A 24,830-nucleotide genomic window follows, 5' to 3' on the forward strand; every position below is an offset into this window, starting at 1 on the left:
CGCGCGGCCCGTCCGAGTCACCCGTGCGCCGAGATGGCCTTCACCGAGAAGCCGGAGCCGACGATGGTCGCGAGGTACACCGCGATCGCCGTGACGACGATCGACCCCCCCGACGGGAGGCTCAGTCCGATCGAGACGGCGAAGCCGCCGATCACCGACAGCTGGCCGAAGATCACCGAGAGGTACATCGTCTCCCGGAAGCTCCGGGCGACCTGCGAGGCGGCCGCGACGGGGACGACGAGCATCGCGGCGACGAGGATGACGCCGAGCACCTGCATCGCGCCGACGACCACGACCGCGGTCAACACCACGAGCAGGGTGTTGTAGCCGGTGACGTTCAGCCGGGCGACCCGCGCGGCCTGCTCGTCGAAGGTGATGAAGAGGAGCTGCTTGTACGTCAGCGCCACGGCCGCGACGACGAACACGGAGAGCGCGCCCATCAGCCGCGCGCCCTCCGGCGTGACGACCGCGAGGTTCCCGAACAGGTAGCCCTGGATGTTGACCCCGGTGAGCCCGTCGCCGTAGCTGATGATCAGGGTCCCGACCGCGAAGCTCCCGCTGAGCATGATCGCGATGGGCACGTCGCCGTAGGCGTCGGTGCGCTCGGTGAGCCACTGGACCGCGAGCGCGCCGAGGATCCCCACCGCGAGCGCGACGAGCAGCAGCGACCCGTTCCACCCGGTCGAGGAGGTGACGAGGATCCCGACCGCCACGCCGGCGAACGCGGTGTGCGCGAGCGTCTCGCCGATCAGCGCCATCTCGCGGTGGACGAGGAACGAACCGACGAGCGGGGCGACGACGCCGACGAGCACGCCCACCGCCATCGACTGCCACATGATCGGGTGCCGGAACACGTTCGTGCCGAACGCGGCGTCCATCCCGCGCCCGAGCGAGCGGAACGCGCCGTACAGGTCGCTCGCGACCGGGAGGTCCTGCGCCCAGTACAGCAGAAGGAACGCGAGCATGACCGCCGCGACGACGCCCGTGAGTCCGATACCGACGAGCTCCGCGGTCCGGCGGCGTCCCCGGTCGGCTCGACGTGCGGTCTCGGCGTCCGATTCTCGGCTCATCAGTGGTGGTGGTGGACGACCTGTCCGGTCGCGCCGTACGCCTCCGCGAGGGCGTCGCTCTCGACGAACGACTCGGTGTCCCCGTGGTGGTACAGCTCGGTGTTGATACAGGCGACGCGGTCCGCGCGATCGGTGACGACGCCGATGTCGTGCTCGATGAGGATGACCGTGATACCGTCGCCGTTGAGGTCGTCGAGGAGCGCGTAGAAGGCGTCGCGCGACTCGGCGTCGACGCCGACCGTCGGCTCGTCGAGCGCGAGGAGGTCGGCGTCGCTCGCGAGGGCCCGGGCGATGTACGCGCGCTGCTTCTGCCCGCCGGACAGCTCCGAGACGAGCCGGTCGGCCAGGTCCTCGATGCCCACCGTCTCGATGGCGTCCGCGACGGCGGCGCGGTCGGCGTCGGAGAGCCGCCCCCGCCCGGCGTGCGCGAACCGGCCCATTGTGACGCACTCGCGGACGGTGACCGGCATCGCGCCGCCCCGGCTCGTCGCCTTCTGGGAGACGTAGCCGATCCGGCCGCCATCGTCGAACTCCTCGATCGGGCGCCCGAACAGCTCCACTGTCCCCTCGTCGGCCTCGTGGAGCCCGAGCATGAGGTGGAGGAGGGTGGTCTTCCCGGAGCCGTTCGGCCCGACGAGCCCGAGGAAATCTCCCTCCTCAACGGTCAGGGAGACGTCTCTCACGGCGACCGTGTCGCCGTAAGAGAAGGTTACGCCGTCGAGGTCGACGATTTCGCTCACTGCGTGTGTCCGTTCTGGGTCGGCCGCACGTTTAGCTCTTTTACTCCGCCGTCGCGCCGGGGGACGGACCAGCCGGTCGGCGGCCCGGTAGTCGTCCCGCTCACTGCGCCCCGAACGCCCGCTCGAATGCGGGGACGTTGATCTCGGTCATCTGTTCGAGGTAGCCGTACCCGGCGTCGTTCCACTCCCGCGTCGTCCCGCCGGCGGGCGTGACGGGGACCGCCTCCGTGGCGTCGCTGTTCTCGACGATCGACTCGGCGAGCCGCGGCGACTGGAAGCGGTCGTACAGCACGACATCGATCCCCTCCGTGTCGACGAGGTCGATCGTGTCGGCGATCGCCGACTGCGTCGGCTCGTTTTGCGGCGAGACGCCGACCGGCGAGTGGAGCCGGAACCCGTAGCGCGCCTCCAGGTACTGGAAGGAGTTGTGGCCCGCCAACACCGCCACGTCGCGCGCGGCCTCCTCGGCGATCGACTCGAACGCGTCGTCGACCGCGTCGAGTTGCTCGACGTACGCGTCGGCGTTCGCGGCGTACGCGTCGGCGTTGTCCGGGTCCGCCTCGCCCAGCCCCGCCGCGATCGTCTCGACGATGTCGGCGGCGAACACCGGGTCGACCCAGACGTGGGGGTCGTGCTGGCGGTCCTCGTCGTGTTCGTCCTCGTCGCCACCATCTTCGTCGTGACCGTCTTCGCCGTGGCTCTCTTCGTCCTGGCTCTCTCCGTCCTCGTGCGTGTGGTCCCAATCGAGGAGGTCGTCTTCGAGCCCGGCGAGCCCGTCGATCACGGTGACGGAGTCGTAGTCGTTCTCAAGCGTCTCAGCCAGATCCTGCGCCCACGAGAACTCGGGATCGTCGAGGTAGACGAACGCGTCCGTCCCCGCGACGTCCGTCGCGAGGGTGCCGTCCGGTGTCCACCCGTGGCCGAGTTGGCCCACGTCGACCGGGTCCTCGAACTCCGCGTTCTCGCCGGCCACCTCGTTCGCCCAGTCGTTGAGGGTGAAGAAGGCGGCGTACCCGGAATCGAACCCCGCGGACCCGTCGTCCACGGCGCCGGAACATCCCGCCAGCGACGCCGCGGTTCCCGCGACCGCGAGCCCGGCCCCCCGCCGCAGTACCGACCGCCGTGAGTGAGTCATACCTGTCGGTACCACCGATTAACAGAAAAAGGTTATTATTTCACAACTAGAAGTTAATAACACGGGCGTAAAGAGCGTCCCGGCTTAACAACTCGACGGCGCGGCCTCGAAAACGGCGCGACGCCGCGGGTCACTCGGTGAGGTCGACGACGGCCGCCTTCGCGAGGTCGGCGAGCCGCTCGGGGGGGACCGCGAACACCGTGCTCGGCGTCCCGGCCGCGCCGTAGACGGTGTCGTAGTCGGTGAGCGTCGGGTCGAAGACGGTCGGGACCGCGGCGTCGTGGCAGATCGGCGGGACGCCGCCGATGCTCCAGCCGACCTCCTCGCGGATCCGGTTCGGATCGCCCATCTCGGCGGCGTCGGCGCCGAAGTGGTCGGCGACGGCGTCTAGGTCCAGCCGGTTCGCGCCGCTCGTGATCGCGGCCGCGAGCCCGCCGTCCAGCTCGCCGCCGGCGAGCGAGACGACGATGGTCGACGCGATAGCGCCCGTCTCGCAGCCGAGCGCCTCGGCCGCGGCGGCCGCCGTCTCCGTGCCCGCGTCGAACTCCAGTACCTCTACGTCGACGCCGTACCGTTCCCGCGCCCGTTCCTCGAACTCCGCCGCGCGTGGATGCATGCGATCCGCCCCGCGTCCCGCCGGTATCAACCTCCCGGAGGCGGTGAAAATCCGGCCGTGAGTTACCCCCGATCCGCGTCGGCGTCAGCGGGTTCGCAGCTCGTCTTTGTCCTTGATCACGCGGGCGTCGCCCTCGCCGGACGTGACCTCGTTGACGAGGTCGTAGAGGTCGTTCTGAAGCCCGGCCGGGAAGGTCAACACGCCGACCCACGAGCCGTCGTTCTGCCACTCCTCGCGCTCTAAATCTCCGAACTCCCGGATCTGCGCCTGCCCGGACCCCGCGTAGTCGGCCGGGAGCTGGACCGCCATCGTCACCTCCTCGAACCGGATCGGGATCACGGGCCGGAGCGCGTCGAGCGCGTCGTCGACCTGGTTCTCCACCGGCTCCATCGGGTCGACCTGGAACCCGGCCTCCTCCAAGGCGCGCTCGATCCGCTCGGGCGGGTGCGGCGAGTCGTCCATCTGCGGGTTCACGGCGTTGCGCGTGATGGTGTTCACGAGCTGTTTGTGCTTCCGCTCTTGCATCTCCGCGCGCTGCTCGGCGGTGACCTGGATCTCCCCGCGCTCGACGACCTCGGGGATGATCGCGAGCGGGTCCGTGGTGCCGAAGACGGTCTCTAAGTCCTCTTCCGCGGGGCGATCTCCCCGCGAGGCGTTCTCGAAGACGTCCTCGGCGGCGATTACCTCTTCTAACTCCCCGTCGAACTCACCGCGTTTGATCGCGAGCGCGGCGTCGGGGTCGATCAGGACCTCGAAGCGCTCCCCGTGTGACTCCAGTCGGGCCGTCACGGCCTCGTCGAGCGATATCATACCGAACGATACCACCCCCGCGGGCAAAAAGCCTCCCGCCGTCTGCGGTCTCGCCTCGGATAGCCTTCATCGACCGTCTGGCCGCCGCTATCTCTCGATTACGGAGAATCAAGGAGAAAGCCCCGTGCTTTAGCGCGCGGACGAATTCGACAATCAACTCCGCAATCCATCGTCGATAGCCGTCTGCGTTTGGAATCCTCGATTTTATGTGGGGTTCGACTATATCACACGGTGATGGTCTTCCCCACGCACGGCACGATGGTTTCACCGTCTACTGGTCTTCGACCAGCGACCGTGATGGGTAAAAAAACCAGACCCAGCCCGCCACGTCCTTCTCATGGAGACGCGAATGGCGGTGCCCAGCAGGCTGAAAACCCTGTCGTGGAGGGAAACGGTATTCCCCGTGAAACGTCCAGCGCGTCTGGATGGGAAGGCCCTGTTGACAGGGCTGTACCCGTTGTAATGTCCGTCCCCGGTCACAATCGGACGGCTACCGTCGAAGGGTCACGCGAAAGCGTACTTGAACCCAGAGGAAACACGGAACCTCAAACTCCACTTCGTGGAATCCTCGCGCTTTAGCGCGGGGAGGATGTCAACCGTCCGCCGACGGCCGCTCGTCGTCCCACTCCGCGCGACACGACTCCGAGCAGAAGTGTCGGTGGACGGCGTCGCCGCTGTCGACCCACGTGACCGTTCGATGCCCGGTCCCCAGCGCCGGTTCGCCGCACGTCGCGCAGCTCGGCGCGGACTCCTCGTCGACGTCCTCCTCGAGCTCCGAGGTCGGATCTACCATACCTCTCCGTACGCCCGGGGACACTTGAACCCGCGAAGGGCGGCAGTTCTGGCCACGGCGGCCACCGCGGAGTCGGCCGCCCCTCGCGCGGCGTCCCTCGCCCACTACCGGCGCGTCCGGGCGTCGCGGTCGGTCGCCTTGCGAGAGGGATGTTTGACCGTGATCTCCCGGTCGGCGCTCGGACCGACGACGGTTCGCTCGCGGCCGTCGGGCCACCGCACGTCCACGCGCAGCGGCTCCGCGCCCCCGAGCCCGAAGTGGGCGACCGGCTCCGTCTGACAGAGGCAGCCCCCGCCCGCGTCGACCGTCCGCCGCTGGACCCCGTCTTCGGTCTCCAGGCTGACGACGGCGCCGCGCGCCGGCGCGCCGTGCCGCGTCGTCGGACGCACGCGCAGCCAGCCGGCGTCCGGCGCGTCCGGGTCGCCGTAGGCCGTCACCGGCTGCGCGGCGACCTCCCCGTGGACGACGAGGAGCTCTACGGCGCCGTCCGCGTCGAGGTCGGCCGCGACCGCGCCGGTGCCGAACCCGTCCGGCTCCGCGGCCGCTCCGAGGTCCACCGACTCCCACTCGGGGGGCTCGCCGGGGCGGTCCACACGCTCGAACAGTCGGTTCTCGGCGCCACAGACGTTGAAGAAGAGCTCCTCGCGCCCGTCGTTGTCGAAGTCCGCGGCGACGACCGTGCGGACCGCCCCCACGTCGCGGAGCGCGGCCGGGGCCACGTCGTCGTACCCGCCGTTCGGCGAGCAGCGCAGGAGGCGGCTCGGCGCCGACTCGTTGCCGACCGCGAGCGCGAACGTGCCGCCCTCGTCGACGACCGCGGCGCCGCGCGTGTCGCCGCCGGGGTCCGAGAGGTCGGGCCCGCCGTCCGTCCGCGCGTAGTGGCCGTCGCGGTTGCTGAAGAGGCGGTTCGGGCCGCCTTCGACGCCCGCGAACAGGTCGCCCTCGCGCGAGCGGTACGGGACCGCGAGCAGCGACCGACAGCCCCCCTCGACCTCTAACCCGACCGCCTCGGCCATGTCGGTGACCTCGCCGTCGTCGCCGAGCTCGTAGAACGCGAGCGGGGCCGCGTAGCCGGAGACGGCGACGCCGTACCGGCCGGTTCCCAGCCGGTCGAGCGCGGCGACCGACCGACCGGCCCGGACGTCGATGCGGTCGGCGTTCACCCCGCGGGCGAACACGTCGGTCCAGCGGTACCGGTCGGCTTCCAGCCGGCTCAAGAGGAGGTCGGGGTCGCCGCCGTCGACGCCGCGCGCGCAGTTGTGGACGTACACCTCCTCGCAGCCGTCGGCGTCGAGGTCGGCCGCGCAGACGCCCATCCCGTGGCGCGTCCCGTCGGCGACGATGCCGCAGGCGGTGTCGGAAAAGCGGCCGTCCGTCCGGGTGTACAGCCGGTTCGGCTCGCCGTAGCCGGCGACGAAGACGAGCGGCCCGTCGCGGCCGGGCGTCACCGCGACCCCGTACCCGCGCATCGGGCGCCCGTCGTCGACGAGCGCGGACCGCTCCATGAACATGGCCGCCCGTCACCGCTCCGAGAATATGAACGCACGGGTTGGATACGGACGGCCTCGACCGGGAGGAAATTGACGGCGACGCTACATTTTCCGCTCGATGTACCGGTTGACCCGGGAGAGCCGGTCCGAATCGAACGTCCACAGGCCGCGCCAGACACGGGGCTCTGTCTCTACCGCGAGGAGTCCGACGCCCCCCTCGATCCCCCGGACGAGGTCGCTGTTCGGGTCGGTCTCGGCCGGGTGCGGCCCCTCCGGGGGACGGTACACGACGAACCAGCTGTCGGTGAAGTCCGGGTCGCTCCCGGCGTGGATCACCGCGTCGAGGTCCGTCGGAAGCTCGTCCGGGACGCCGTAGAGGTGCGTGTCGATACCGGTCCGGGAGATCCGCTCGTACACCTCCCGCGTGCCGATCTCGTCGTCGATGCGCGAGAGCCGCTGGAACGACGAGCGCAGGGTGCCGTCCCCGGCGGTCCACGCCGCTCGCTCGATGAACCGCGAGATAGTGATGAGAAGCAGTTTCTGTCGATTTGACTCGGGGTACCCCCGGAGCGTGAACGTCGCGTCGTCGAGGCCGCTTATCACCGATGGGAGGTCGATGTCGCCGAGCGACCGACTGCCCGTGACGTACAGATCGGAGTTGACGAAAAGCACTGCGTCGCCCAGCTCGTCGAGCGTCGAGCCCGCCACCACCTCGTCGCCCTCCATGAGCAGCACGAGGTTCTCGATATCGTCCGGGTCGCCGCCGTCGAACGGGACGTCCTCGTGACGGCGAAGGACCTCTACGTCGAGCGACGGACCGACGTTCCCGTCCCCGTCGACCGCGCTGGTCGCCGCCAGTTCTCGCGCGGTGAGACCGGCGGCCCGGTCGGGTTCGGTCCGCCCGGCGCCGTCGATCACGCCGCTGTCGCCCGCGCCGTCGATCACGCCGCTGTCGCCCGCGCCGTCGATCACGCGGCCGTCGCCCGCGCCGTCGATCACGCGGCCGTCGCCCGCGCCGTCGGTCATCCGGCCGTCGCTCCGGCCGTCAGTCACTCGCCCTTCGACCACCCGTACTGCGTCGTCGCCAAACGTGTCCACGAGCATGTTCAAAACGGGGTCCGGGTCGGTCCGGTTGATGACGACCACGGAGCGCTCGGGTCCGCCGAAGCGGTTGAGAAACTGTTCGAGAGTCACGTGTTCCGTCTTGAGCGGGTTCGACTCATAAGGATTCTCACGCGGTTATCGGCGTTGAGAAGAGCGAACACCGGCCACCGGGCAGATCACTGCCGGGGGTTCGCACCCGCGATCCCGGCGGTCGATTCGCGGTCGGACGCTGGGTCGTCGGCGGCGGCCCGGAGCTGCCTCCGTCCAGAGCGCCTCCGTCCGGAGCCGCCTACGCGTCCAGCGCCTCTTCGAGCAGCTGGAGGGGATGTTCGATCTCGTAGCCGGTGCCGTGTTCCATCTGCATCGCGCAGGTCGGACACTCCGTCATCCCGACCTCTCCCTCGGCGTCCTCCATGTGTTCGAACATCTCCGCGCCGATCTCCATCGACTTCTCGTACTTCTCCTCCTTCCAGCCGTACGTGCCGGAGATGCCGGAACAGGAGTCGCCGACGTCCTCCATCCGAACGCCGTCGACGTCGCGGAACGTCTCGACCGCCTGCCGCGAGAGCCCCTGGTTGCGGGCGTGACACGGCGCGTGGTACGCGAACGCGCGCTCGTCGTCGAGCCCGCCGGCCGCGTCGAGCTCGCCCTCTAGGTTCTCGTGGATCCGGAGGTACTCCAGCGCCTCGAACGTGTGCTCTGCGAGGTCCTCGATCCCGTGGAGGTCGAACAGCTCGGGGTACTCCTGGCGCAGCGACAACGAACAGGAGGTACAGGAGGCGATCACGTCGGCGCCCTCGCCGATGGCCTCCACGAGGTTCTCGACGTTCGTCTCGGCGTGCCGGCGGGCGTCCTTCAGCATCCCGTTCGCGAACATCGGCGTGCCCGAGCACTTCTGGGGCGGCACCATCACCTCGTAGCCGAAGTGCTCGTAGACTGAGACCAATGCCTTGCCGACCTCGGGAGTATTGTAGTTGGAGTAGCAGCCGTGGAAGTACGCCACGCGCTTGTCGGAGTTTTCCACGTTCGCGCCGCCGCGTGCCTTCCACCACTCGCGGAACGTCTCCGTGGCGAACTCGGGGAAGTCGCGCTCCTTGGGGATCCCCATCACCTTCTCCATCGCCCACCGCGCGGGGCCGAAGTTCATCGCGAACGACGCCGTCCGCGGGAACATGCTCGCGAGGCTCGCCGACGTGCGGTAGTTGGCTAAGATTCGGTTCCGAATGTACTCGACGGAGAGCTTCTCCATCTGCCGTTCGACGTACTGCCCGCGCGCCTCGTTGTGCATCTGCGAGAGCGGCACCGAGGAGGGACAGGCGTCGTCACAGCGCATGCAGTTCGAACAGGAGGTGATCGACTCGTCGATGTCGTGGTCCTCCTTCCGCTTGAGTCGCCACTGCTCGGGGCCCTGGAACTTCGGGCCGGGGAACTCGTCGTCGACCTCCGCCACCGGACACGAGGTGTCACAGCTCGTGCACTTGTAACAGGAGTCGGCCCCCTCGCGGAGGTCGAGGTCGCCGCCGGGGAACACGTCGACGGGGTCGTACGCCTCGGGGTCGAGCTCCGCCGAGTCGGTCCCGCCGGTCGCGCTCTCGGTCCCGCCCGACGCGCTCTCGACGCCGCCGTCGGTCGCGGCACGGTCGGCTGTCGACTCCCCGCCGGTCCGCGCCGCGTCGCGGTCGTCGGTCACGTCCGCCTCCGGAACGTCCCCCCCGTCGGTGACGAAGACGGACGGCTGCTCGTCGCGGCCGGCCTGCGGGACGCCGGGGGCGGGCTCTCCGCAGCCGCACCCCCCGCGGCCGGGGTTCTCGCGACCTCCCTCGCGGTCGCCGCTCCGGTCGTTCGCCCCGTTCGCGTCCCCCGCGTCGTCGTCCTCGGTGTGTCGTGTCATTGGTTCGCCTCCGTCGCCGCCTGCCGCCCGGCCTCGAGGCCGGTCGCGAGCGACACCCCGCTCGCGGACTTCTCTCTCGCCGCGTCCGCGCCGCCGACGACCCCGCCGGCCGCGAACACGTTCTCGTACTGCGCCTCACCGTCGGCGTCCGTGGGCCGACACCGCTCGTCGGGCCGAACCCCGAACCGCGCGTACGGCTGGTCACCGAACGCGTCGTCGACGAACCACTCGTACCGGTCGTCCGGCTGGTCGACGTACAGGTCGAACACCGGTTCCCGGACGCCCTCCCGGTCGGAGTCGAGCCCCTTCCCGACGAGGCCGCCGGTCGCCAGTACGAACGCGTCGGCGCCGTACGGCGCCGTCCGCCCCTTCCGGTCGACCGCGACCGCCTCCACTCGCCCGTCGGCCGCGGACTCGACGCCGACGACGGGGTTGCCGGTCTCGAACCGGACCCCCTCGGCGTCGAGCGCGTCGAACAGCCGGTCCTCTAAGCGGAGTCCCGGGAGGCTCGGCGGCCCCATCGGGATCTCGAAGACGTCGGCCCCGAGCCGGTCGGCGAGTTCCTCGCGGACCTCCTCGCCCTCGTCGTCGCCGAGGAACGCGGGGAAGCCGACCCGCTCGACGCGGTCGACGCCGCCGTCTCCGTCGACCACGTCGTGGAGGTGCGGCGAGACCGCCTTCGCGAGCGCCTCCCGGGCGGGGGTCCCGTCGATCGCCTCGTCGTGGTCGAGCGCCTTCGCGAGCCGGGTTATCTTCGCGTCGGCGCGGAACGCCTCCGCGAACTCGACCTCCGCGCCCGCGACGTCGAACGGGACGCCCGCTGCCTCCAGCCGCCCCGCGAAGGCGCGCGCGTCGTACTCCGTGAGCGACCGGAACCCGACGACGAGCATCGGTCGGTCGTCGCTCGCGAGCCCCGCCTCCGCGGCTGCGGGGTACCGCGCCGTCGGCTTCACCGCGCCGCCGAAGGTGGGAACGAGCGCGTTGCGGTCGGTGTGGCCGCCGCGGTACGCGTCGCCGGCGAGGTCGTCGAACAGGTCGAGCCCATCGCGGAGCGCCTCGCCACCCACGACTCGATACGGGTGCGACTCCGGAAGCCGGTCGATCCCGTCGAACGGGTCCGCGAGCGGCCCCTCGGGGTCTGGCCACTCGTCGGGGTCGAGGTTCCGGCCCGCGGTCGGCGGCCCGTCGCGCAGCGGCTTCGCCGGCTCCGTCGCCGGGACGTAGCCGAGCGCGTCGATCAGCCCGGATGCCTGCCGCAGCGTGCTCGCCTTGTGCGAGACGAGCCGCACGTCGGCGCCCTCTCGGGCGGCCGACACCGCGGCCGTGACCGCGGCGAGGCCGCCGCCGATCACGAGGACGTCGCTGGTTATCGCCATCAGCGACCCCCGTCGGTAGCCGCGTCGTCGTCTGCGCGGCCACCGTCGGCGGCCGCAGTTCCGGCCGATCCGGACTCGTCGGTATCGGCGGCGTCCGGCGACTCCGGTCCGGCGTCGAACGCGCCGAAGTCGACCTCGCCGTCGAGGCTCGCGGGGTCGCCGTCGCGGTTCATCGTCGTCGCGTGGAGCAGGTGGTTCAACATCGCCTGCGAGAGCTGTTCGCCCCACAGGGCGTGGCGCTGGCCCTTCCAGCGCTCCTGGTACAGCTCGTCCTCGGCGTCGCGGACGACCGGCTCGGGGTACTCCTCGGCGAGCTCCGCGGCGATGCGGTGCGTACAGAAGCCGCCCTGACAGTTGCCCATCGAGGCGCGGGTCCGGAGGCGGACCGCGTTGAGGTCGGAGCCCGCCTCGCCTATCGCGTCCTGGACCTCCGCGCGGGTCACGCTCTCGCAGTTACAGACGATCGGGTTCGGGTCGTACTCGTCGAGCACGTCGTCGGCCCGGGAGCCGAGCCGCTGGCCCGAGCGCCGCGCGACCGGCGACCGCAGCCCGAACTCGTCCATCAGCTCCGCCATGCGCGCCTCGCTCTCCGAGCCCGGCAGCGGCGCATCGGCGGTGTCGCAGGTCGCCTCATAGCCGAGCGCCTCGCAGACGTGGTCGGAGATGGACTCCGCCATCATCCGGTAGGTCGTGAGCTTCCCGCCGACGATGGTCGTCATCCCCGGGAGGTCGTCGCGGTCGCCGTGGTCGAGGAGGAAGTAGTCGCGGGTGATGTCCGTCGGGTCCTCGGTGCCCGTTCCCGGCGGCTCGTAGAGCGGCCTGACGCCCCAAAAGGAGCGGAGCGTCCGGGCGTCTTCGAGCGCCGGCACGAGCTCCGAGAGCGTCTCGATCATCAGGTCGACCTCCCAGTCCTCCTCGGGATAGTCCTCGGGGTCGTCGACCTCCTCGTCGGTCGTGCCGAGGATACAGGCGGTCTCGTGGGGGACGATGATGTCGGCGTCGCCCTTCGGCCGGCAGCGGTTGATCACGGTGTCGACCTGCCGGGTGTTCATCACCGTCATCACGCCCTTCGAGGGGCGCACCTCCACGTCGACGCCGGCCATTCCACCGACGTTGCCCGCCCACGCGCCGGTCGCGTTGACCACGTGGCGGGCGCGGATCTCCTCGGTCGTCCCGGGCTCGTGATGGACGCGTTTCCCGGGGCCGGTCTCGTGTTCGATCTCGACGCCGACGACCTCGCCGTCCTCGACGAGCACGTCGGTCACCGGGGCGTGCGTCTCGATCCGGGCGCCGTGCTCGCGGGCGTCGGCGGCGTTCGACACGCACAGGCGGAACGGGTCGACCGCGCCGTCGGGCAAGGCGATCGCCTTCTCGACGTCGCGCGCGAGGTACGGCTCGCGGCGGCGCGCCTCCTCGCCGTCGATCACCTCGACCGGGATGTCGCACGCCTTACACCCCTCTAACTTCTCCTGGAAGTACTCCTCGGAGTCCTCCGGTCGCTTGACGAACAGCCCGCCGGTCTCCTCGACGCAGTGGGCCGCGATGTCGCGGAGGACCATGTTCTCCTCGATACACTCCTTCGCGCTCTTCTGGTCCGAGACCGCGTAGCGGCCGCCGCTGTGGAGGAGGCCGTGCATCCGTCCGGTCGTGCCGTGCGTCAGGTTCCCCTTCTCGACGAGGACCGTGTCGAGCCCGCGTCGCGCCAGGTCCCTGACGACGCCGCACCCCGTCGACCCCCCACCGACGACGACGACGTCCACTTGTCTGTCCATGCGAGGCCCTTGGACCACGACCACTTTACTTTACCTCCCGAGGTGTCCTACCCATAACTATCAGGGTCATTCAAGTACTGTAATCCCTGTCGCTGCCGATGGGTTTTTATATTACACTTTTTCACTCACGGCGAAGTTCGGATTTCAACAGGAAGATTATTATGGTAGTACATTATGTTCACGACCGGCGTGGTAGCTTCCGTGAAGATATGTCGCGGCGGCGTCGATACGCCTCGCGGCCGCCTCGGGTCGGCTCCGGACGGGTCTGACCGATCGGTCGCGCGACGCGACAGCGAACGCGGCTCCGGGATCGCCCCCGACGGCGGGGGCGACCCGGTCACCGCCGCACACGGACCAGCGCCACAGGAGGGATCCACAACATGACACAGTACGTCGGTGCGATAGACCAGGGGACGACCGGCACCCGATTCATGGTCTTTGACCATGAGGGCCAGGTCGTCGCGAACGCCTACGAACAGCACGAACAGATCTACCCGAACCCGGGATGGGTCGAACACGACCCGATAGAGATCTGGGAGAACACCCAACAGGTCGTCCTCGACGGCCTCGCGGACGCGGGGCTCGACGCCGACCAGCTCGATGCCATCGGGATCACCAACCAGCGCGAGACGACGATCGTCTGGGACAAAGACTCCGGCCGACCGGTCCACAACGCCCTCGTGTGGCAGGACCGGCGGACGACCGACCGCGTCGAGGAGCTTCAAGACGACGGGAAAGTCGAGGAGATCCGCGAGAAGACCGGCCTCGAGGCCGACGCGTACTTCTCTGCGACCAAGACCGAGTGGATCCTCGACAACGCGGAGCCGCTCAAGATGCAGAGCTCCCGCGGCGGCGACCTGCGCGACCGGGCCCGCGCCGGCGAGCTCGTGATGGGTACCATCGACTCGTGGCTCATCTACAACCTGACGGGGAACCACATCACGGACGTCACCAACGCATCCCGGACGATGCTGTACAACATCCGGGACCTGGAGTGGGACGACGAGCTCTTAGACGAGTTCGACGTGCCGAAGGAGATGGTGCCCGAGGTACGCCCCTCGTCCGACGAGGACTACTACGGACACACGGACCCCGACGGCTTCCTCGGCGAGGAGGTCCCCGTCGCGGGCGCGCTGGGTGACCAGCAGGCCGCGTTGTTCGGGCAGACCTGCTTCGACGAGGGCGACGCGAAGAACACCTACGGCACCGGCTCGTTCTACCTGATGAACACGGGCACCGACGCCGTCGAGTCCGATCACGGACTGCTGACGACGATCGGGTTCCAGATGTCCGGCGAGCCCGTCCAGTACGCGCTGGAGGGGTCCATCTTCATCACCGGCGCCGCCATCGAGTGGCTCGAAGACGTCGACCTGATCAACAACGCGGCCCAGACCGCGGAGCTGGCTCGGTCGGTCGACTCGACCGACGGCGTCTACATGGTCCCGGCGTTCACGGGGCTCGGCGCCCCGCACTGGGACGGCCGCGCCCGCGGGACCATCGTCGGGATGACCCGCGGCACCGGCAAGGAGCACATCGTGCGGGCGACGCTCGAGTCGATCGCCTACCAGACCCGCGACATCGCCGAGGCCATGGAGGCCGACTCCGGCGTGGAGACCACGACGCTCCGCGTCGACGGCGGCGCGGTCAAGAACAACTTCCTCTGCCAGCTCCAGTCCGACATCATCCAGACGGACATCGCGCGACCGGAGGTCGACGAGACGACCGCGCTCGGCTCGGCGTATGCCGCCGGGCTTGCGGTGGGGTACTGGGACAACGTGGACGAACTGCGCGACAACTGGCAGGTCGACCGCGAGTCCACCCCCGAGAAGTCACAGGGCGAGGTCGACAAGCTGTACAGCCGCTGGGACGACGCGGTCGAGCGCTCGAAGAACTGGGCGATCGACGACGAGGAGGAGGAGTAAATGAGCGTCGAACTGCTACCGGAGTTGGCCATCGCGGCCGACACCGTGCTACAGGTCGGGTACGAGCCCGGCGCCCCGACCGACGTCATCGACAGCCTCACCAACCCCGGGATCCTCCTCGGGGCGCTCGCGGGCGGCGCGTTCGGAGCGGCGCTCGGCGCGCTGCCGGCGTTCATCTTCACCGGGTTCCTCGTCATCGGCGGGTCGCTCGGCGGCGGGGGCTTCGGGGTTGACGTCGGTTTCGGGCCGGTGTTCGGGCCGCACATCTCCTTCGCGGGGGGCGTGGCGGCGGCCGGCTACGCGGCCAATAAGGGGTATATGGAATCCGGATTCGACTACCACAACGCGAAGGACATCGGCTTCGCGCTGGGGAGTAAACCGGACATCCTCGCCGTCGGCGCCGTCTTCGGCGTCTTCGGCGTCCTCATCGAACAGCTCTCTCGGCAGCTCGCGCTGCCGGTCGACCCGATCCCGGTGAGCATCGTCATCAGCGCGATCGTCGTCCGGGCCGTCTTCGGGTACAGCATCGTCGGCACGGTCAGCGACAAGGCGAACGGCTACTTCGACATGGGACCGTTCGAGCGCGAGGAGATGCGCGACCCCGGCGAGGTCAAGGGCGACGGCGGGAAGGCCAGCGAGGACCGGCTCGCCGTCGAGCCGTGGCTGCCGAACATGTACAAGTGGTCGCACGTCGCCGCGATCGGGTTCTTCACCGGTCTCGGTGCGGCAGTCATCACGTACAACATGATAAGCGGCGGGCACGGCCTCATCGCCGTCTTCGCCGGCTTCGGGATCAGCGCAGCGTCGCTGCTGTTCCTGAACCTCGGCGTCGACCGCATCCCCGTCACCCACCACATGACGCTGGCGGGCGCGACCGCCTTCCTCGCGACGTGGCAGGACGGGATCCTCATGCTCACCGACCTGTCGGCCGCGGACCTGACCGCGCCGCTGGCGTTCGGCGCCGCGCCGGCGCTGCTGTTCGGCGCGGTGTTCGGCATGTTCTCCGCGGTCGTCGGGGAAGCGAGCCAGCGCGTGTTCTACGCCCACTCCGACACGCACTTCGACCCGCCGGCGGCCGCCATCGTGGTGTGGACGCTGACGATCGGGTTGCTGGTCATCGCCGGCCTGCTCAACTGGGGCGTCTGGATTCCCGGCACGGGGATCTAACGCGACGCCGCTCTCGGCAGTATTTTTATTATGGCACTTCGCTCACCCGTGGTCGGTCGGAACCACCCGGACAGCGACCGGTGTCCTAGCGAGTGCGCTCGCGCGCGAACGTCACTCCTCGGGGAGCAGCGCCGAGAGAACGAGGAACGCGACGACGGCAACCGCGGCGGCGGCGACGGCGACAGTCGACACCGCCCCGCCGAGGTAGCGGGCGACCAGCGCCAGGCTGCCGGCCGTCGCGAGCGCGACGCCGAGCGCTCCGTGGTGGAAACTCCCGGCGGTCGGCTGCTCGGCCACCGTCGCCGCCTCGCGCTCGACGAAGGCGCGGGCACCCCACCACACCGAACCGAACCGGACGCCGACGCCGACCGCGGCCGCGGCGATCGAGACGAACTCGATGTCGCCGATCGTGAACATCCCGGCCCCGAACGCGGCCGCCGTCGACAGGACGGCGACGACTTTGCTTCGGTCGTCGACCGTGTGCAGCGTCTCCACGGCCGGATCGTTCGACATACCCGTCGTAGTTCGCCCGACGGTCGTATAGGTTTCCATCGGGGCGACCCCGCTCGTCGACCCGAGTCGACCGCGCCGCCGTCCGCCCGCCGGGCGGGCGGCGGTCGCGGGGCGAACGCGGGGCGTTTAACTTCCCCGGCCAGGATGACGTGGTATGTTGGATCGGATCGGGCTGGACCGACGGGACCGACGGAACCTCCTCATCGTGATTGGGGTCGTGGCGGCCGTGATGGCGGTCGTCTCGGAGGGGACGCCCGCGGTCCGGCTCGCGGTCGGAGTGATAGCCGGCCTCATCAGCGGTGTCGTCTTCGTCGTCTCGACGGTAGTCATCAATCGGTACAAGCCGGCTCACTGGTAGGCGGCGGCTCGGGAGCGCGATTCGGTCCGCCCCGGGAGCCGTCGGCCCGTCCCGAGTCGGGGCGGTTTTGTGCGGCTGTCCCGGAGGGCCGACCGTGAATATCGACGACCGGATCGAACGACGGCTCGGCTACGACGCTGGCATGAGCGTCCTCGCCGACTTCGAGGCCATCTCGCCGGTCAGGCACGTCGACTCGCCGGTCGGGCGCGGGCCGGCGATAGAGCGGCTCCTCGACGTGTTCGAGCCCGCCTTCACCGGGTCGCTCCCGCCGAGCGTCTACGTGTACGGCCCGAAGGGGAGCGGGAAGTCGGCGGTCGTCTCGGCGCTGTTCGGCCGGCTCGCGAGCCACAGCGGTCCGCGCCGCGCGATCCAGACGAGCACGCGGGCGGTGGAGCCGACGATCCCGGGGTTCGTCTACGTCGACGCCCGGAAGGCGTCGACCAAATTCCGGCTGTACCACGCGATGCTGGCCGCGATGAGCGACGACCCCGTTCCGGACCACGGGATCGGGACCGAGGAGCTGGCCGACTCGCTGCGCGACGCGATGCGCACGGGCCCCGACCTCGTCGTCGCGGTCGACCACACGAACGAGACCGAGACGCCGACGGCGGCGACGCTCATCGACTGGCTCACCGACGTGGGCCAGCGGATCACCCCGGCCTGTCTCGGCCGCGACCCGCCGGACGCGATCGACTGGGAGCCGGAGACCACCGTCGAGTTCGCGAAGTACCGCCGACACGTGCTCGTCGAGCTGCTGACGAGCCGGTGTTCGACCGGGCTCGGCCGCGACGCGCTCTCCCACGACCAGATCCGCGAGATAGTCGAGTGGGCCGCGGGCGACGCCCACGACGCGCTCGCCGCCGTGATGGGCGCGGCGGTCAACGCGGAGCGGGCTGGCGCGTCGACGATCCGCTCGGGCGACGTCGACGCCGGCATCGACGGCGTCCCCCGCCCCTGCGTGTCGTTGGGGCGGGTGCTCGCGCTCCCCGAGAGCCGCCAGCGGCTCCTCTACGAGCTCGCCGGCCTCTCGGAGGAGGAGCGGTCGACGGTCGGCGTGGCGACCGAGGCCATCGCGGCGCGCCCGGGCGTCGACCTCTCCGCGTCGACGGTGCGGCGCGTGCTCTACGAGCTGGCCGACGGCGGCCTGCTCGAACGCGTCACCGTCCACCAGAGCGACGGTAAGGGCCGCCCGCCGAGTCGGCTCGTGCCGATCTTCCCGACGGTCGTCTTCCGGGAGCTGTTCGACCGACGCGTCCGGACCGGATAGCGGCCGCGGGGCCGACCCAACTGGATCAACAGCAGCGATACGGTTCTTTTAAAGGCGTAGGCGACGGCGGCAATCGCTTATAAATATATAGGCGGTGGCGCGTGCCTGCGAGCGCCCGACAGGGCGCGAGTCGCACGCGCGAGGGACGCGGTGAGTGAGGGGCGACCGCAGAGAGCCCCGAGCGAACCGCGAGGCTGGGGAGGCGTGAGGTGCTGTGCGGTCGCGGTCGGGCGGGACTCAAAGGGGCAGTCGCGAGGACGAAGCACGGCGCAGTAAGCACCGCAGCGAAGGAGCGAAGCGACTGAGCGAGGAGCACAGCAAGCCGCGCGAGTCGTCGCGGCTGGGGCTTTGGAGGTGTTCGTTCCCGATTCTCCACCAACCATTTATAAGCGAGCGGCTGGGGCTTTGGAGTTCATCACCGCCAACTCGCGAACTACTTATAAAGGCCGACAGCAACACCTCGGCTCGGCTTATAAATAACCTCCCAGTCGCTCTGACTCCGCTACGTAACAGAACCGATCGAACGGAAGACAGTTGTCGCCGAGTCGCCGACTCGGGGTATGGTTCCGCCCCTCGCGCTCGACATCGACGGCACGCTGACGACGCCGACCGGTCGGATCGACCCGCGAGCCTTCGAGCTGTTGCCCGCGTGGGACGCGCCGATCGTGTTCGCCACCGGGAAGGCGTTCCCGTACCCGGTCGCGCTCGCGCACTTCCTCGGCCGCGAGGAGACGGTGATCGCGGAGAACGGCGGCGTCGCGTACGTCAACGGCGAGACGACGGTCGTCGGCGACCCGGACGCGGCGCGGGCGGTCGTCGAGGCGTTCCGCGAGCGCGGCGGGGAGATCGGGTGGGGCGACGGCGACACGGTGAACCGCTGGCGCGAGACGGAGGTCGCGCTCTCGACAGACGCGGACGAGGCGCTCCTGCGCGAGGTCGCCGCGGCCGTCGACGACGTGGAGGTCGTCGACACCGGCTACGCCTACCACGTCAAGTCGACGGGCGTGAGCAAGGGACGGGCGCTCCGCGTCGTCGCCGACGCGCTTGGACTCGACCCCGCCGCGTTCGTCGCGGTCGGCGACAGCGAGAACGACGTCTCGACGTTCGGCGTCGCCGGCGAGTCGTACGCGGTCGCCAATGCGGACGCCGCCGCCCGGGAGGCCGCCGACGAGGTGGCCGGGAAGGGGTTCATGGACGGCACCGCCGCGGTGCTGGCTTCGCTGCGCGAGCGCGCTCGGTAATCCGTCCTCGAGGGTGGAGTTCGTCCATTTTACTCGACTCGTTCCGGCGACTCTGGATGGACACGGATCGTCAGTTCGATTCGGGGGCACGCGCCGCCGGGGTCACCCTCTCACTCACGCGTCCGTTATGGCCACGAGATTGCGGAGCGACTCAATTTCGTGGGTGGGCGTGACGGAGGGGTTCGTCTCCCGGCAGTGTGGCCGCCGGACGAACGCCGAATCCAACCCGGCCCGGTGCGCTGCTCTCACGTCGCTCTCGCTGTCGCCGACGTAGAGCACCGATTCGGCGCCGAGCTCCGCGACCGCCCGGTCGAGATAGTGCGTGTTCGGTTTCTTCAGGTCCAGACTCTCGACGGTCTTCTCTCGGCCGTGATAGGTGTCGAACGCTTGCCGCAGGTCGAAGAAGTCCAACACGAACTCGACCGTGCTGTGGTGGTTGTTGCTCACGACGCCCCGGGGTTGCTCGAGGTTCGTGATGCTCCGAACGTCGTCGTAGAGCGTACGTGACCCCGACTCGAACTTCTCGAACTGAGACTGCTCGTCCAGCCGCTCGCGGGCTCGCCAGAATGTCTCCACGTCCACGCCGTAGGCGGTACACATCTCACGCAGTCTCTCGACGGTCGTCCCGTGTACGATGTCGTCGACGTGTGCTTGGCTCGGGTCTCGAACGCCCACCTCGTCGAACGCTTCCCGCGTCGCTTCGACCGCCGTTTCGTGGGTCGGCGGCTCGACTAAGACGCCGTCGTTGTCGAAGAGAACCGCGTCGTATCCGGTCACAGTCCCCGTGTTCCCCGAAACACGAATTAGTCGTTTCGGTGTCCCGGTTCGACCGGCGACACGATGGCCACGTCGAGAGGGTAGCGTCGTAGACCAGCGACCGCTGCGATCACTCCCCCCCGTAGGGGTACCGCGCCGTCGCCCCGCACTCCCGACAGCGGACGACCACGCGACGGGGTCGCGTCCGGACGCGGCTCGTCTTTCCCGGTCGGAGGTAGACGGCGCAGTCGTCGCAGGCGCGCCTGGAGAGCTCCGATGGGATCCCACAGCGGTTCCGCTCGGCGATCCGGCGGGCGCGGGCGACGTACTCGCGGGCGCGGTCGTACTCGTTGTCGACGACCGCCTCGCGGGCAAGGGCGAACAGCCGCTCGATCCGCTCCGCCGGAATTCCCATATCACGGAGGGGGGCACGCGACGGCAAAGAGGTTATTATCCCGCTCGGACGCGGCGGCCGCTTCGGACCCCTCGGGCGCCGCCCCGCCCGAATCGCTCGGACGCGCCGGCCGCGTCGCACCGGCCGCGACCCGCACGCTTTTTTATCGGTCCAACCCAACCGAGCGGTATGAAGGAATCCCTGATGGACGTGATCTGCTGCCCGCTCGACAAGGCGCCCCTCGAACTCGACGTCGACGACGCGGACGACGAGGAGGTCCTCGCCGGGACGCTCACCTGTACGGAGTGCGGCGAGACGTACCCGATTGAGGACGGGATCCCGAACCTCCTGCCGCCGGACATGCGCGAAGAGGCCGCGGCGTAGCGCTTCCCCCGGAACGGAGTCGGCGACTCTGACGCCGGTTCCGGCCCCCGAAAACCCCTCGATCGTGTGAATCTTTTTTTAGTACGGGGCCGTGGTCTCAGCCGTGCCGACACTCGACGTCGAACTGAACGGGGAGACGGTCCACGACATCGACGCGCCGGACTCGTTCGTCACCGACGGACCGTTTCCGGTCGTGCTCGAGAACACCGGGCGCTCGACGCACGTACACCTCCACTTCGACGACGACCTCGACCGGGTGGCCGCGCTCGACGAGGGCAACCACTTCGTCGGCGATGAGGCCACCCGCCACGTCCACGTCAGGACGGCCGACGTCGACGAACGGGTCCGCGGGAAGCTGAAGATCGTCACCGGCTACGGGTCGAACACGACGTACGTCGACGTGCGGGTCGACCCCTCGCCCGACACTCCCGAGGAGTCGGTCGCCGTCGACGAACGGTTCTCGGCGCCTCCGGAGCGCACGCCGGACGTGCCGCCCCGACAGCAGGCGGTGAACGCGCTCGACCGGCTGGTCCGACGCGGCGGGGTCGCGGGCGCGGCCTTCGGGCTGCTCGCGGTCGCCGCCGCGGTCGCGGTCGCGCTCGCCGTCGACAGCGCCGTCGTCTGGCTCGCGGTGGGGCTCGCGCTGATGATCGCGTTCGGCGCGGCGCTGGTCGCGATTCTGTGAGGCGATCCGGGGCGACGCCCCGTCGCTTCCGCGGGTCCGAACCCGTCGCCGCGGTCGGGATCCGCGCGCTTTTAACCGTCCCGGCGGAACGAGACGCCATGAGCTTTGAGAAGGAAGACGAGGTCGTGCTCCACGACAAACACAGCGAGTACGACGGCGAGACGGGGACGATTACGCAGGTGATGGAGACGATGTTCGGCGACGCGACGTACACGGTCAGCTTCGAGGACGGCCAGGAGACGGGCGTCCCCGAGGACGCGCTCGACGCCGTCGAGAGCGAGGAGTAACGCCGCCCCACCGTACCGCATGGCAAAAGTCCCCTTCCACTACGTCGACCTCCGCGCGTTCTCGTACGCCACTGAGGACGTCAAACGCGTCGAGCAGGCGCTCCGCTCCCTGCTGCCCGAGGACGTCGAACTCGACCGCGTCGAGAACGCGGGCCACCACGGGGACCGGATCGTTGTGCTCTCGGCGCGCGTCGAACGGGCGGACGAGATGCGACACGTGCTCGACCGGCTCGCCGAGCTGGAGGACCTCGACCGGGTCCTTGACGAACTCGACGAGCGCGTCGACGACAACTGTGCGCTGTTCCTCCGCCTCGACAAGCAGGCGGCGTTCCGCCATGAGGTTCGGCTCGGTCCGGGGCTCACCGTCCGCACGAAAGTCGAGGCGTACCCGGCGAAAAAGGAGAAGGCCGTCGCGAACGCCCGCGAGACGCTCTCGCGACTGGCGGACGACAAGGACAACTGAACGGCGCCGACTGCGGGAGACCGCACTTATCCGGCCGCGGGAGGCCGCACTTATCCGGCCGCGCGTTCGGGCCGCACTCACCCGGCCGCGCGTTCGGGCCGCACCGGCGGCGTGACTTTTTCACGCGTCCCGTCGATGTCCGGCTATGAGCGATCCGTTCGTGGTCGTCGGGGCCGACGCGGCCGGGTTGAGCGCGGCGAGCAAGTTCCGGCGCGAGGCGCCCGACGGCGAGGTCGTCGTCTTCGAGAAGGGCCGGTGGATCTCGTACGCCTACTGCGGGATGCCCTACTTCATCGCCGGCTACGTCGACCGCATGTCGAACCTCCTCTCGCTGTCCCCGAGCGACGTCGACGAGCGCGGGATCGACCTCCGGCGCGGCAGCGAGGTCGTCGCCGTCGACCCCGACGCGAAGCGCGTCACCGTCGAGACGACCGACGGCGATCGGTTCGAGCAGGCGTACGACGACCTGCTCGTCGCCACCGGCGCGCGCGCGACCACCGGATTCTTCGACGTGCGCGGCGTCGACGGCGCGTTCACGCTGCATAACATGGACGCGGCGGCCGCAATCGACGCGTACGTCGCCGAGCCGGACGCCTACGACCCGGAGCGCGCCGACGTGAGCGCGGTCGACCGCGAGCGCGTCGACCGCAACGCGGCGATGCCGGCGCCCGAGACCGCCGCGGTCGTCGGCGGGGGGTACGTCGGCGTCGAGGTCGCGGAGGCGCTCTCGGAGCGCGGGCTCTCAGTCCACGTGTTCCACCGCTCCGGCCACCTCCTCTCGCCGTTCGGCGAGGCGGTCGGAAATCGCGTCGAGGAGGCGCTCGAAGCCGAGGGGGTCACGGTCCACACCGACGCGCCGGTCGAGGCGCTCGTCGGCGACGACCGGATCGAGGCGGTCGAGATCGGGGGCGACGCCGACGGAGCGACCACCGACCGCGTCCCCGTCGACATGGCCGTCGTCGGCGTCGGGATCCGACCGAACACCGACCTCCTCGAGGGCACCGGCGTGGACTTCGGCGCGGGCGGGGCGATCCGCGTCGACGACCACGGGCGCACCAGCCTGCCGGACGTGTACGCCGCGGGCGACTGCGCGACCGCGCGCCACGCGGTGACGGGCGAACCCGACTGGGTCCCGCTCGGCCTCACCGCGAATCGCGCCGGGCGCGCCATCGGTGCGACGGTCGCGGGCGACCCGACGCTCGTCGGCGACATCGCGGGCACCGCGGCGGTGAAAGCGTTCGACACCGAGGCCGCCCGCGTCGGGATACTGGACCCAGAAGAGGCCGAGGCGGCCGGCTTCGACCCGGTCAGCGAGACGGTGACCGCGGGGTCGCGCTCCGGCTACTACCCGGGCGCGGCCGAGACCGACGTGACGCTCGTCGCCGACGGCGACACGGGGCGGCTCCTCGGCGGGAGCATCGTCGGTACTGACCGCGCGGCGATCCGGATCGATACGCTCGGGACCGCGATCGAGGCGGACATGACCGTCGCTGAGGTCGAGCGGCTGGACCTCGCGTACGCGCCGCCGTTCAGTCCGGTGTGGGACCCGATACTCGTCGCCGCGAAGGTTCTGAACGGGAAAATCGACGGCTGAGACAACGGTTCGCGTAGTGACGCTACCGCGACGCCGTAATTCGGGAGAGGAGGTAGCCGACGACCGCCGACGCGGCGCCCACCGCGACCGCGACCGCGCCGGCGAGGGCGAGCGGGGCGGTGAACGCGGCCGCGGCCGGGCTGCCGGACGCGAGCGGGAGGACGTACGGCTCCGGGCCCAGTTCCCGAAGCAGCGTCCCCGCGAACGGTCCGTACGCGAGCAGTATCGCCGGGAGCGCGCCGCCGCCGGTCGCGGCGAACGCGACCGCGCCGATCGCCGTCACGGCCGCCAAGAGGCCGGCGGTCTCCGCGCCGCCGAGGCCGACCGCCGCCGTCGCGTCGAAGGCGACGTACGACAGCGCGAAGCCGACCGCGCTCCACACCGTCGCCCGCTCGAAGCCGGTCTCGCCGACCGCGATCCGGCGGAGCGCCGCGCGGCGCGACGCGGCCGCGTCTCCCTCAGTCGCATCGTCGCCCGTCATTCCGGACGCGTCGCGCCCCGCCCCTCGCGGTCGGGGGTGAGGTTGCCGTGTTCGTCGATCTCGCCCGCGACGATCCGCGTCGAGGAGATGCGCTCGCCGTCCTCGGCCGCGACGTGGTCGACGACGACCAGATCGAGGGGGTCGTGCCCGTGATCGCGGCGGATCTCGTTGATACGCTCACCGCCGGCCTTCGTCTCGGGAGAGACGATCAGCGCGTCGAACTCCGGCTCGACCGCGATGCCGGTCGGCTCGGTCAGCTCGCGGATCTCGTACTCGCGGTCGTGCGTCTCGGCCCGCGGGGCCAACTCCGCTTCGAGGTCGCGCTCGCGCCGGTCGTACGGGCGGACGTATCGCTCGACGTGCCGGGTCTCCGGCGCCAGTTCGTCGGAGGTGAGCCCGACGGTGACGTCACCCAGCTCGAACGCCCGTTCGAACAGCTTACGGTGGCCGTCGTGAACGGGGTCGAACGTACCCCCCAGCGCGACGTTCATGCGTCTCCGTTGCGCGGGTCGAACTTAAAA

General features: G+C 69.9%; 26 protein-coding genes. 10 read left to right on the forward strand and 16 right to left on the reverse strand.

Annotation, left to right across the window (positions count from 1 at the left end):
* Positions 1-17: 17 nt before the first annotated feature.
* The 11 genes from F3H13_RS08855 to glpA form a co-directional block, all read right to left on the reverse strand.
* On the reverse strand, positions 18-1,070 hold the full coding sequence (locus F3H13_RS08855; RefSeq protein ID WP_149798674.1) for a metal ABC transporter permease: 1,053 nt from the start codon (positions 1,068-1,070) through the stop codon (positions 18-20).
* Complete coding sequence (locus F3H13_RS08860) at positions 1,070-1,810, reverse strand: metal ABC transporter ATP-binding protein (RefSeq protein WP_149798675.1); 741 nt, start codon at positions 1,808-1,810, stop codon at positions 1,070-1,072. Before F3H13_RS08860 ends, F3H13_RS08855 begins: the two co-directional genes overlap by 1 nt.
* A 100-nt stretch (positions 1,811-1,910) precedes the next feature.
* Complete coding sequence (locus tag F3H13_RS08865; protein ID WP_149798676.1) at positions 1,911-2,945, reverse strand: metal ABC transporter substrate-binding protein; 1,035 nt, start codon at positions 2,943-2,945, stop codon at positions 1,911-1,913.
* Positions 2,946-3,075: 130 nt separating this feature from the next.
* Complete coding sequence (locus tag F3H13_RS08870) at positions 3,076-3,561, reverse strand: aminoacyl-tRNA deacylase (RefSeq protein ID WP_149798677.1); 486 nt, start codon at positions 3,559-3,561, stop codon at positions 3,076-3,078.
* Between the two features lie 84 nt (positions 3,562-3,645).
* On the reverse strand, positions 3,646-4,371 hold the full coding sequence (locus F3H13_RS08875) for a ribosome assembly factor SBDS (protein ID WP_149798678.1): 726 nt from the start codon (positions 4,369-4,371) through the stop codon (positions 3,646-3,648).
* A 592-nt stretch (positions 4,372-4,963) separates the two neighbouring features.
* A complete protein-coding gene (locus F3H13_RS08880; RefSeq protein ID WP_149798679.1) occupies positions 4,964-5,164 on the reverse strand; it encodes a DUF7576 family protein in 201 nt (66 codons plus the stop codon).
* Between the two features lie 104 nt (positions 5,165-5,268).
* Positions 5,269-6,675, reverse strand: a complete 1,407-nt coding sequence (locus F3H13_RS08885; protein ID WP_149798680.1) for an ASPIC/UnbV domain-containing protein — start codon at positions 6,673-6,675, stop codon at positions 5,269-5,271.
* Between the two features lie 81 nt (positions 6,676-6,756).
* The gene (locus tag F3H13_RS08890; protein WP_149798681.1) at positions 6,757-7,848 is read right to left on the reverse strand and encodes a hypothetical protein; all 1,092 of its coding nucleotides are present in this window, start codon (positions 7,846-7,848) and stop codon (positions 6,757-6,759) included.
* A 199-nt stretch (positions 7,849-8,047) separates the two neighbouring features.
* Positions 8,048-9,649, reverse strand: coding sequence for an anaerobic glycerol-3-phosphate dehydrogenase subunit C (locus F3H13_RS08895; RefSeq protein ID WP_149798682.1), 1,602 nt, complete (start codon positions 9,647-9,649; stop codon positions 8,048-8,050).
* Positions 9,646-11,025 carry a glycerol-3-phosphate dehydrogenase subunit GlpB gene (glpB, locus tag F3H13_RS08900; protein WP_149798683.1) on the reverse strand — a complete coding sequence of 460 codons (1,380 nt, stop codon included), beginning with the start codon at positions 11,023-11,025 and terminating at the stop codon, positions 9,646-9,648. Before glpB ends, F3H13_RS08895 begins: the two co-directional genes overlap by 4 nt.
* Positions 11,025-12,797: an anaerobic glycerol-3-phosphate dehydrogenase subunit GlpA gene (glpA, locus tag F3H13_RS08905; protein ID WP_149798684.1), complete on the reverse strand. Its 1,773-nt coding sequence runs from the start codon at positions 12,795-12,797 to the stop codon at positions 11,025-11,027. Before glpA ends, glpB begins: the two co-directional genes overlap by 1 nt.
* A 380-nt stretch (positions 12,798-13,177) precedes the next feature.
* Between glpA and glpK the strand changes: the two genes are divergently transcribed.
* Together glpK and F3H13_RS08915 are read left to right on the forward strand one after the other, a co-directional pair.
* Positions 13,178-14,719, forward strand: a complete 1,542-nt coding sequence (glpK, locus tag F3H13_RS08910) for a glycerol kinase GlpK (protein ID WP_149798685.1) — start codon at positions 13,178-13,180, stop codon at positions 14,717-14,719.
* Positions 14,720-15,886: a hypothetical protein gene (locus F3H13_RS08915; protein WP_149798686.1), complete on the forward strand. Its 1,167-nt coding sequence runs from the start codon at positions 14,720-14,722 to the stop codon at positions 15,884-15,886. It begins immediately after the preceding gene.
* Between the two features lie 111 nt (positions 15,887-15,997).
* On the opposite strand, the gene F3H13_RS08920 is transcribed toward F3H13_RS08915, so the two are convergent.
* The gene (locus tag F3H13_RS08920; protein ID WP_149798687.1) at positions 15,998-16,399 is read right to left on the reverse strand and encodes a hypothetical protein; all 402 of its coding nucleotides are present in this window, start codon (positions 16,397-16,399) and stop codon (positions 15,998-16,000) included.
* A 154-nt stretch (positions 16,400-16,553) separates the two neighbouring features.
* Here F3H13_RS08920 and F3H13_RS08925 point away from each other — a divergent pair, with 154 nt between their 5' ends.
* The 3 genes from F3H13_RS08925 (at position 16,554) to F3H13_RS08935 (ending at position 19,265) form a co-directional block, all read left to right on the forward strand.
* Positions 16,554-16,757, forward strand: coding sequence for a hypothetical protein (locus F3H13_RS08925; protein ID WP_149798688.1), 204 nt, complete (start codon positions 16,554-16,556; stop codon positions 16,755-16,757).
* Positions 16,758-16,851: 94 nt separating this feature from the next.
* Positions 16,852-18,024: a Cdc6/Cdc18 family protein gene (locus tag F3H13_RS08930; RefSeq protein ID WP_149798689.1), complete on the forward strand. Its 1,173-nt coding sequence runs from the start codon at positions 16,852-16,854 to the stop codon at positions 18,022-18,024.
* A 560-nt stretch (positions 18,025-18,584) separates the two neighbouring features.
* The gene (locus tag F3H13_RS08935; RefSeq protein ID WP_149798690.1) at positions 18,585-19,265 is read left to right on the forward strand and encodes an HAD-IIB family hydrolase; all 681 of its coding nucleotides are present in this window, start codon (positions 18,585-18,587) and stop codon (positions 19,263-19,265) included.
* A gap of 114 nt (positions 19,266-19,379) precedes the next feature.
* On the opposite strand, the gene F3H13_RS08940 is transcribed toward F3H13_RS08935, so the two are convergent.
* The gene (locus F3H13_RS08940) at positions 19,380-20,042 is read right to left on the reverse strand and encodes an HAD family hydrolase (RefSeq protein ID WP_149798691.1); all 663 of its coding nucleotides are present in this window, start codon (positions 20,040-20,042) and stop codon (positions 19,380-19,382) included.
* Positions 20,043-20,151: 109 nt separating this feature from the next.
* Positions 20,152-20,436, reverse strand: a complete 285-nt coding sequence (locus F3H13_RS08945) for a ribonuclease P protein component 4 (RefSeq protein WP_149798692.1) — start codon at positions 20,434-20,436, stop codon at positions 20,152-20,154.
* A 168-nt stretch (positions 20,437-20,604) separates the two neighbouring features.
* Here F3H13_RS08945 and F3H13_RS08950 point away from each other — a divergent pair, with 168 nt between their 5' ends.
* The 5 genes from F3H13_RS08950 (at position 20,605) to F3H13_RS08970 (ending at position 23,828) form a co-directional block, all read left to right on the forward strand.
* Positions 20,605-20,799 (forward strand): methytransferase partner Trm112, encoded by a 195-nt coding sequence (locus tag F3H13_RS08950; protein ID WP_188128038.1) that lies wholly within the window; start codon positions 20,605-20,607, stop codon positions 20,797-20,799.
* Between the two features lie 103 nt (positions 20,800-20,902).
* Positions 20,903-21,484, forward strand: a complete 582-nt coding sequence (locus F3H13_RS08955; protein ID WP_188128039.1) for a DUF7524 family protein — start codon at positions 20,903-20,905, stop codon at positions 21,482-21,484.
* Positions 21,485-21,582: 98 nt separating this feature from the next.
* Positions 21,583-21,771: a hypothetical protein gene (locus F3H13_RS08960; protein WP_004050211.1), complete on the forward strand. Its 189-nt coding sequence runs from the start codon at positions 21,583-21,585 to the stop codon at positions 21,769-21,771.
* Positions 21,772-21,790: 19 nt separating this feature from the next.
* Complete coding sequence (locus F3H13_RS08965) at positions 21,791-22,234, forward strand: RNA-binding protein (RefSeq protein ID WP_149798694.1); 444 nt, start codon at positions 21,791-21,793, stop codon at positions 22,232-22,234.
* A gap of 145 nt (positions 22,235-22,379) precedes the next feature.
* Positions 22,380-23,828, forward strand: a complete 1,449-nt coding sequence (locus F3H13_RS08970) for an FAD-dependent oxidoreductase (protein WP_149798695.1) — start codon at positions 22,380-22,382, stop codon at positions 23,826-23,828.
* 22 nt (positions 23,829-23,850) lie between these two features.
* Here F3H13_RS08970 and F3H13_RS08975 read toward each other — a convergent pair whose 3' ends face one another.
* Positions 23,851-24,309 carry a hypothetical protein gene (locus F3H13_RS08975; protein ID WP_149798696.1) on the reverse strand — a complete coding sequence of 153 codons (459 nt, stop codon included), beginning with the start codon at positions 24,307-24,309 and terminating at the stop codon, positions 23,851-23,853.
* A complete protein-coding gene (locus F3H13_RS08980; RefSeq protein WP_149798697.1) occupies positions 24,306-24,800 on the reverse strand; it encodes a phosphopantetheine adenylyltransferase in 495 nt (164 codons plus the stop codon). The genes F3H13_RS08975 and F3H13_RS08980 overlap by 4 nt, the downstream gene beginning before the upstream one ends.
* Positions 24,801-24,830 lie beyond the last annotated feature (30 nt).

Origin of the sequence: Halorubrum xinjiangense, from assembly GCF_900102375.1 — an archaeon.
GTDB lineage: Archaea > Halobacteriota > Halobacteria > Halobacteriales > Haloferacaceae > Halorubrum > Halorubrum xinjiangense.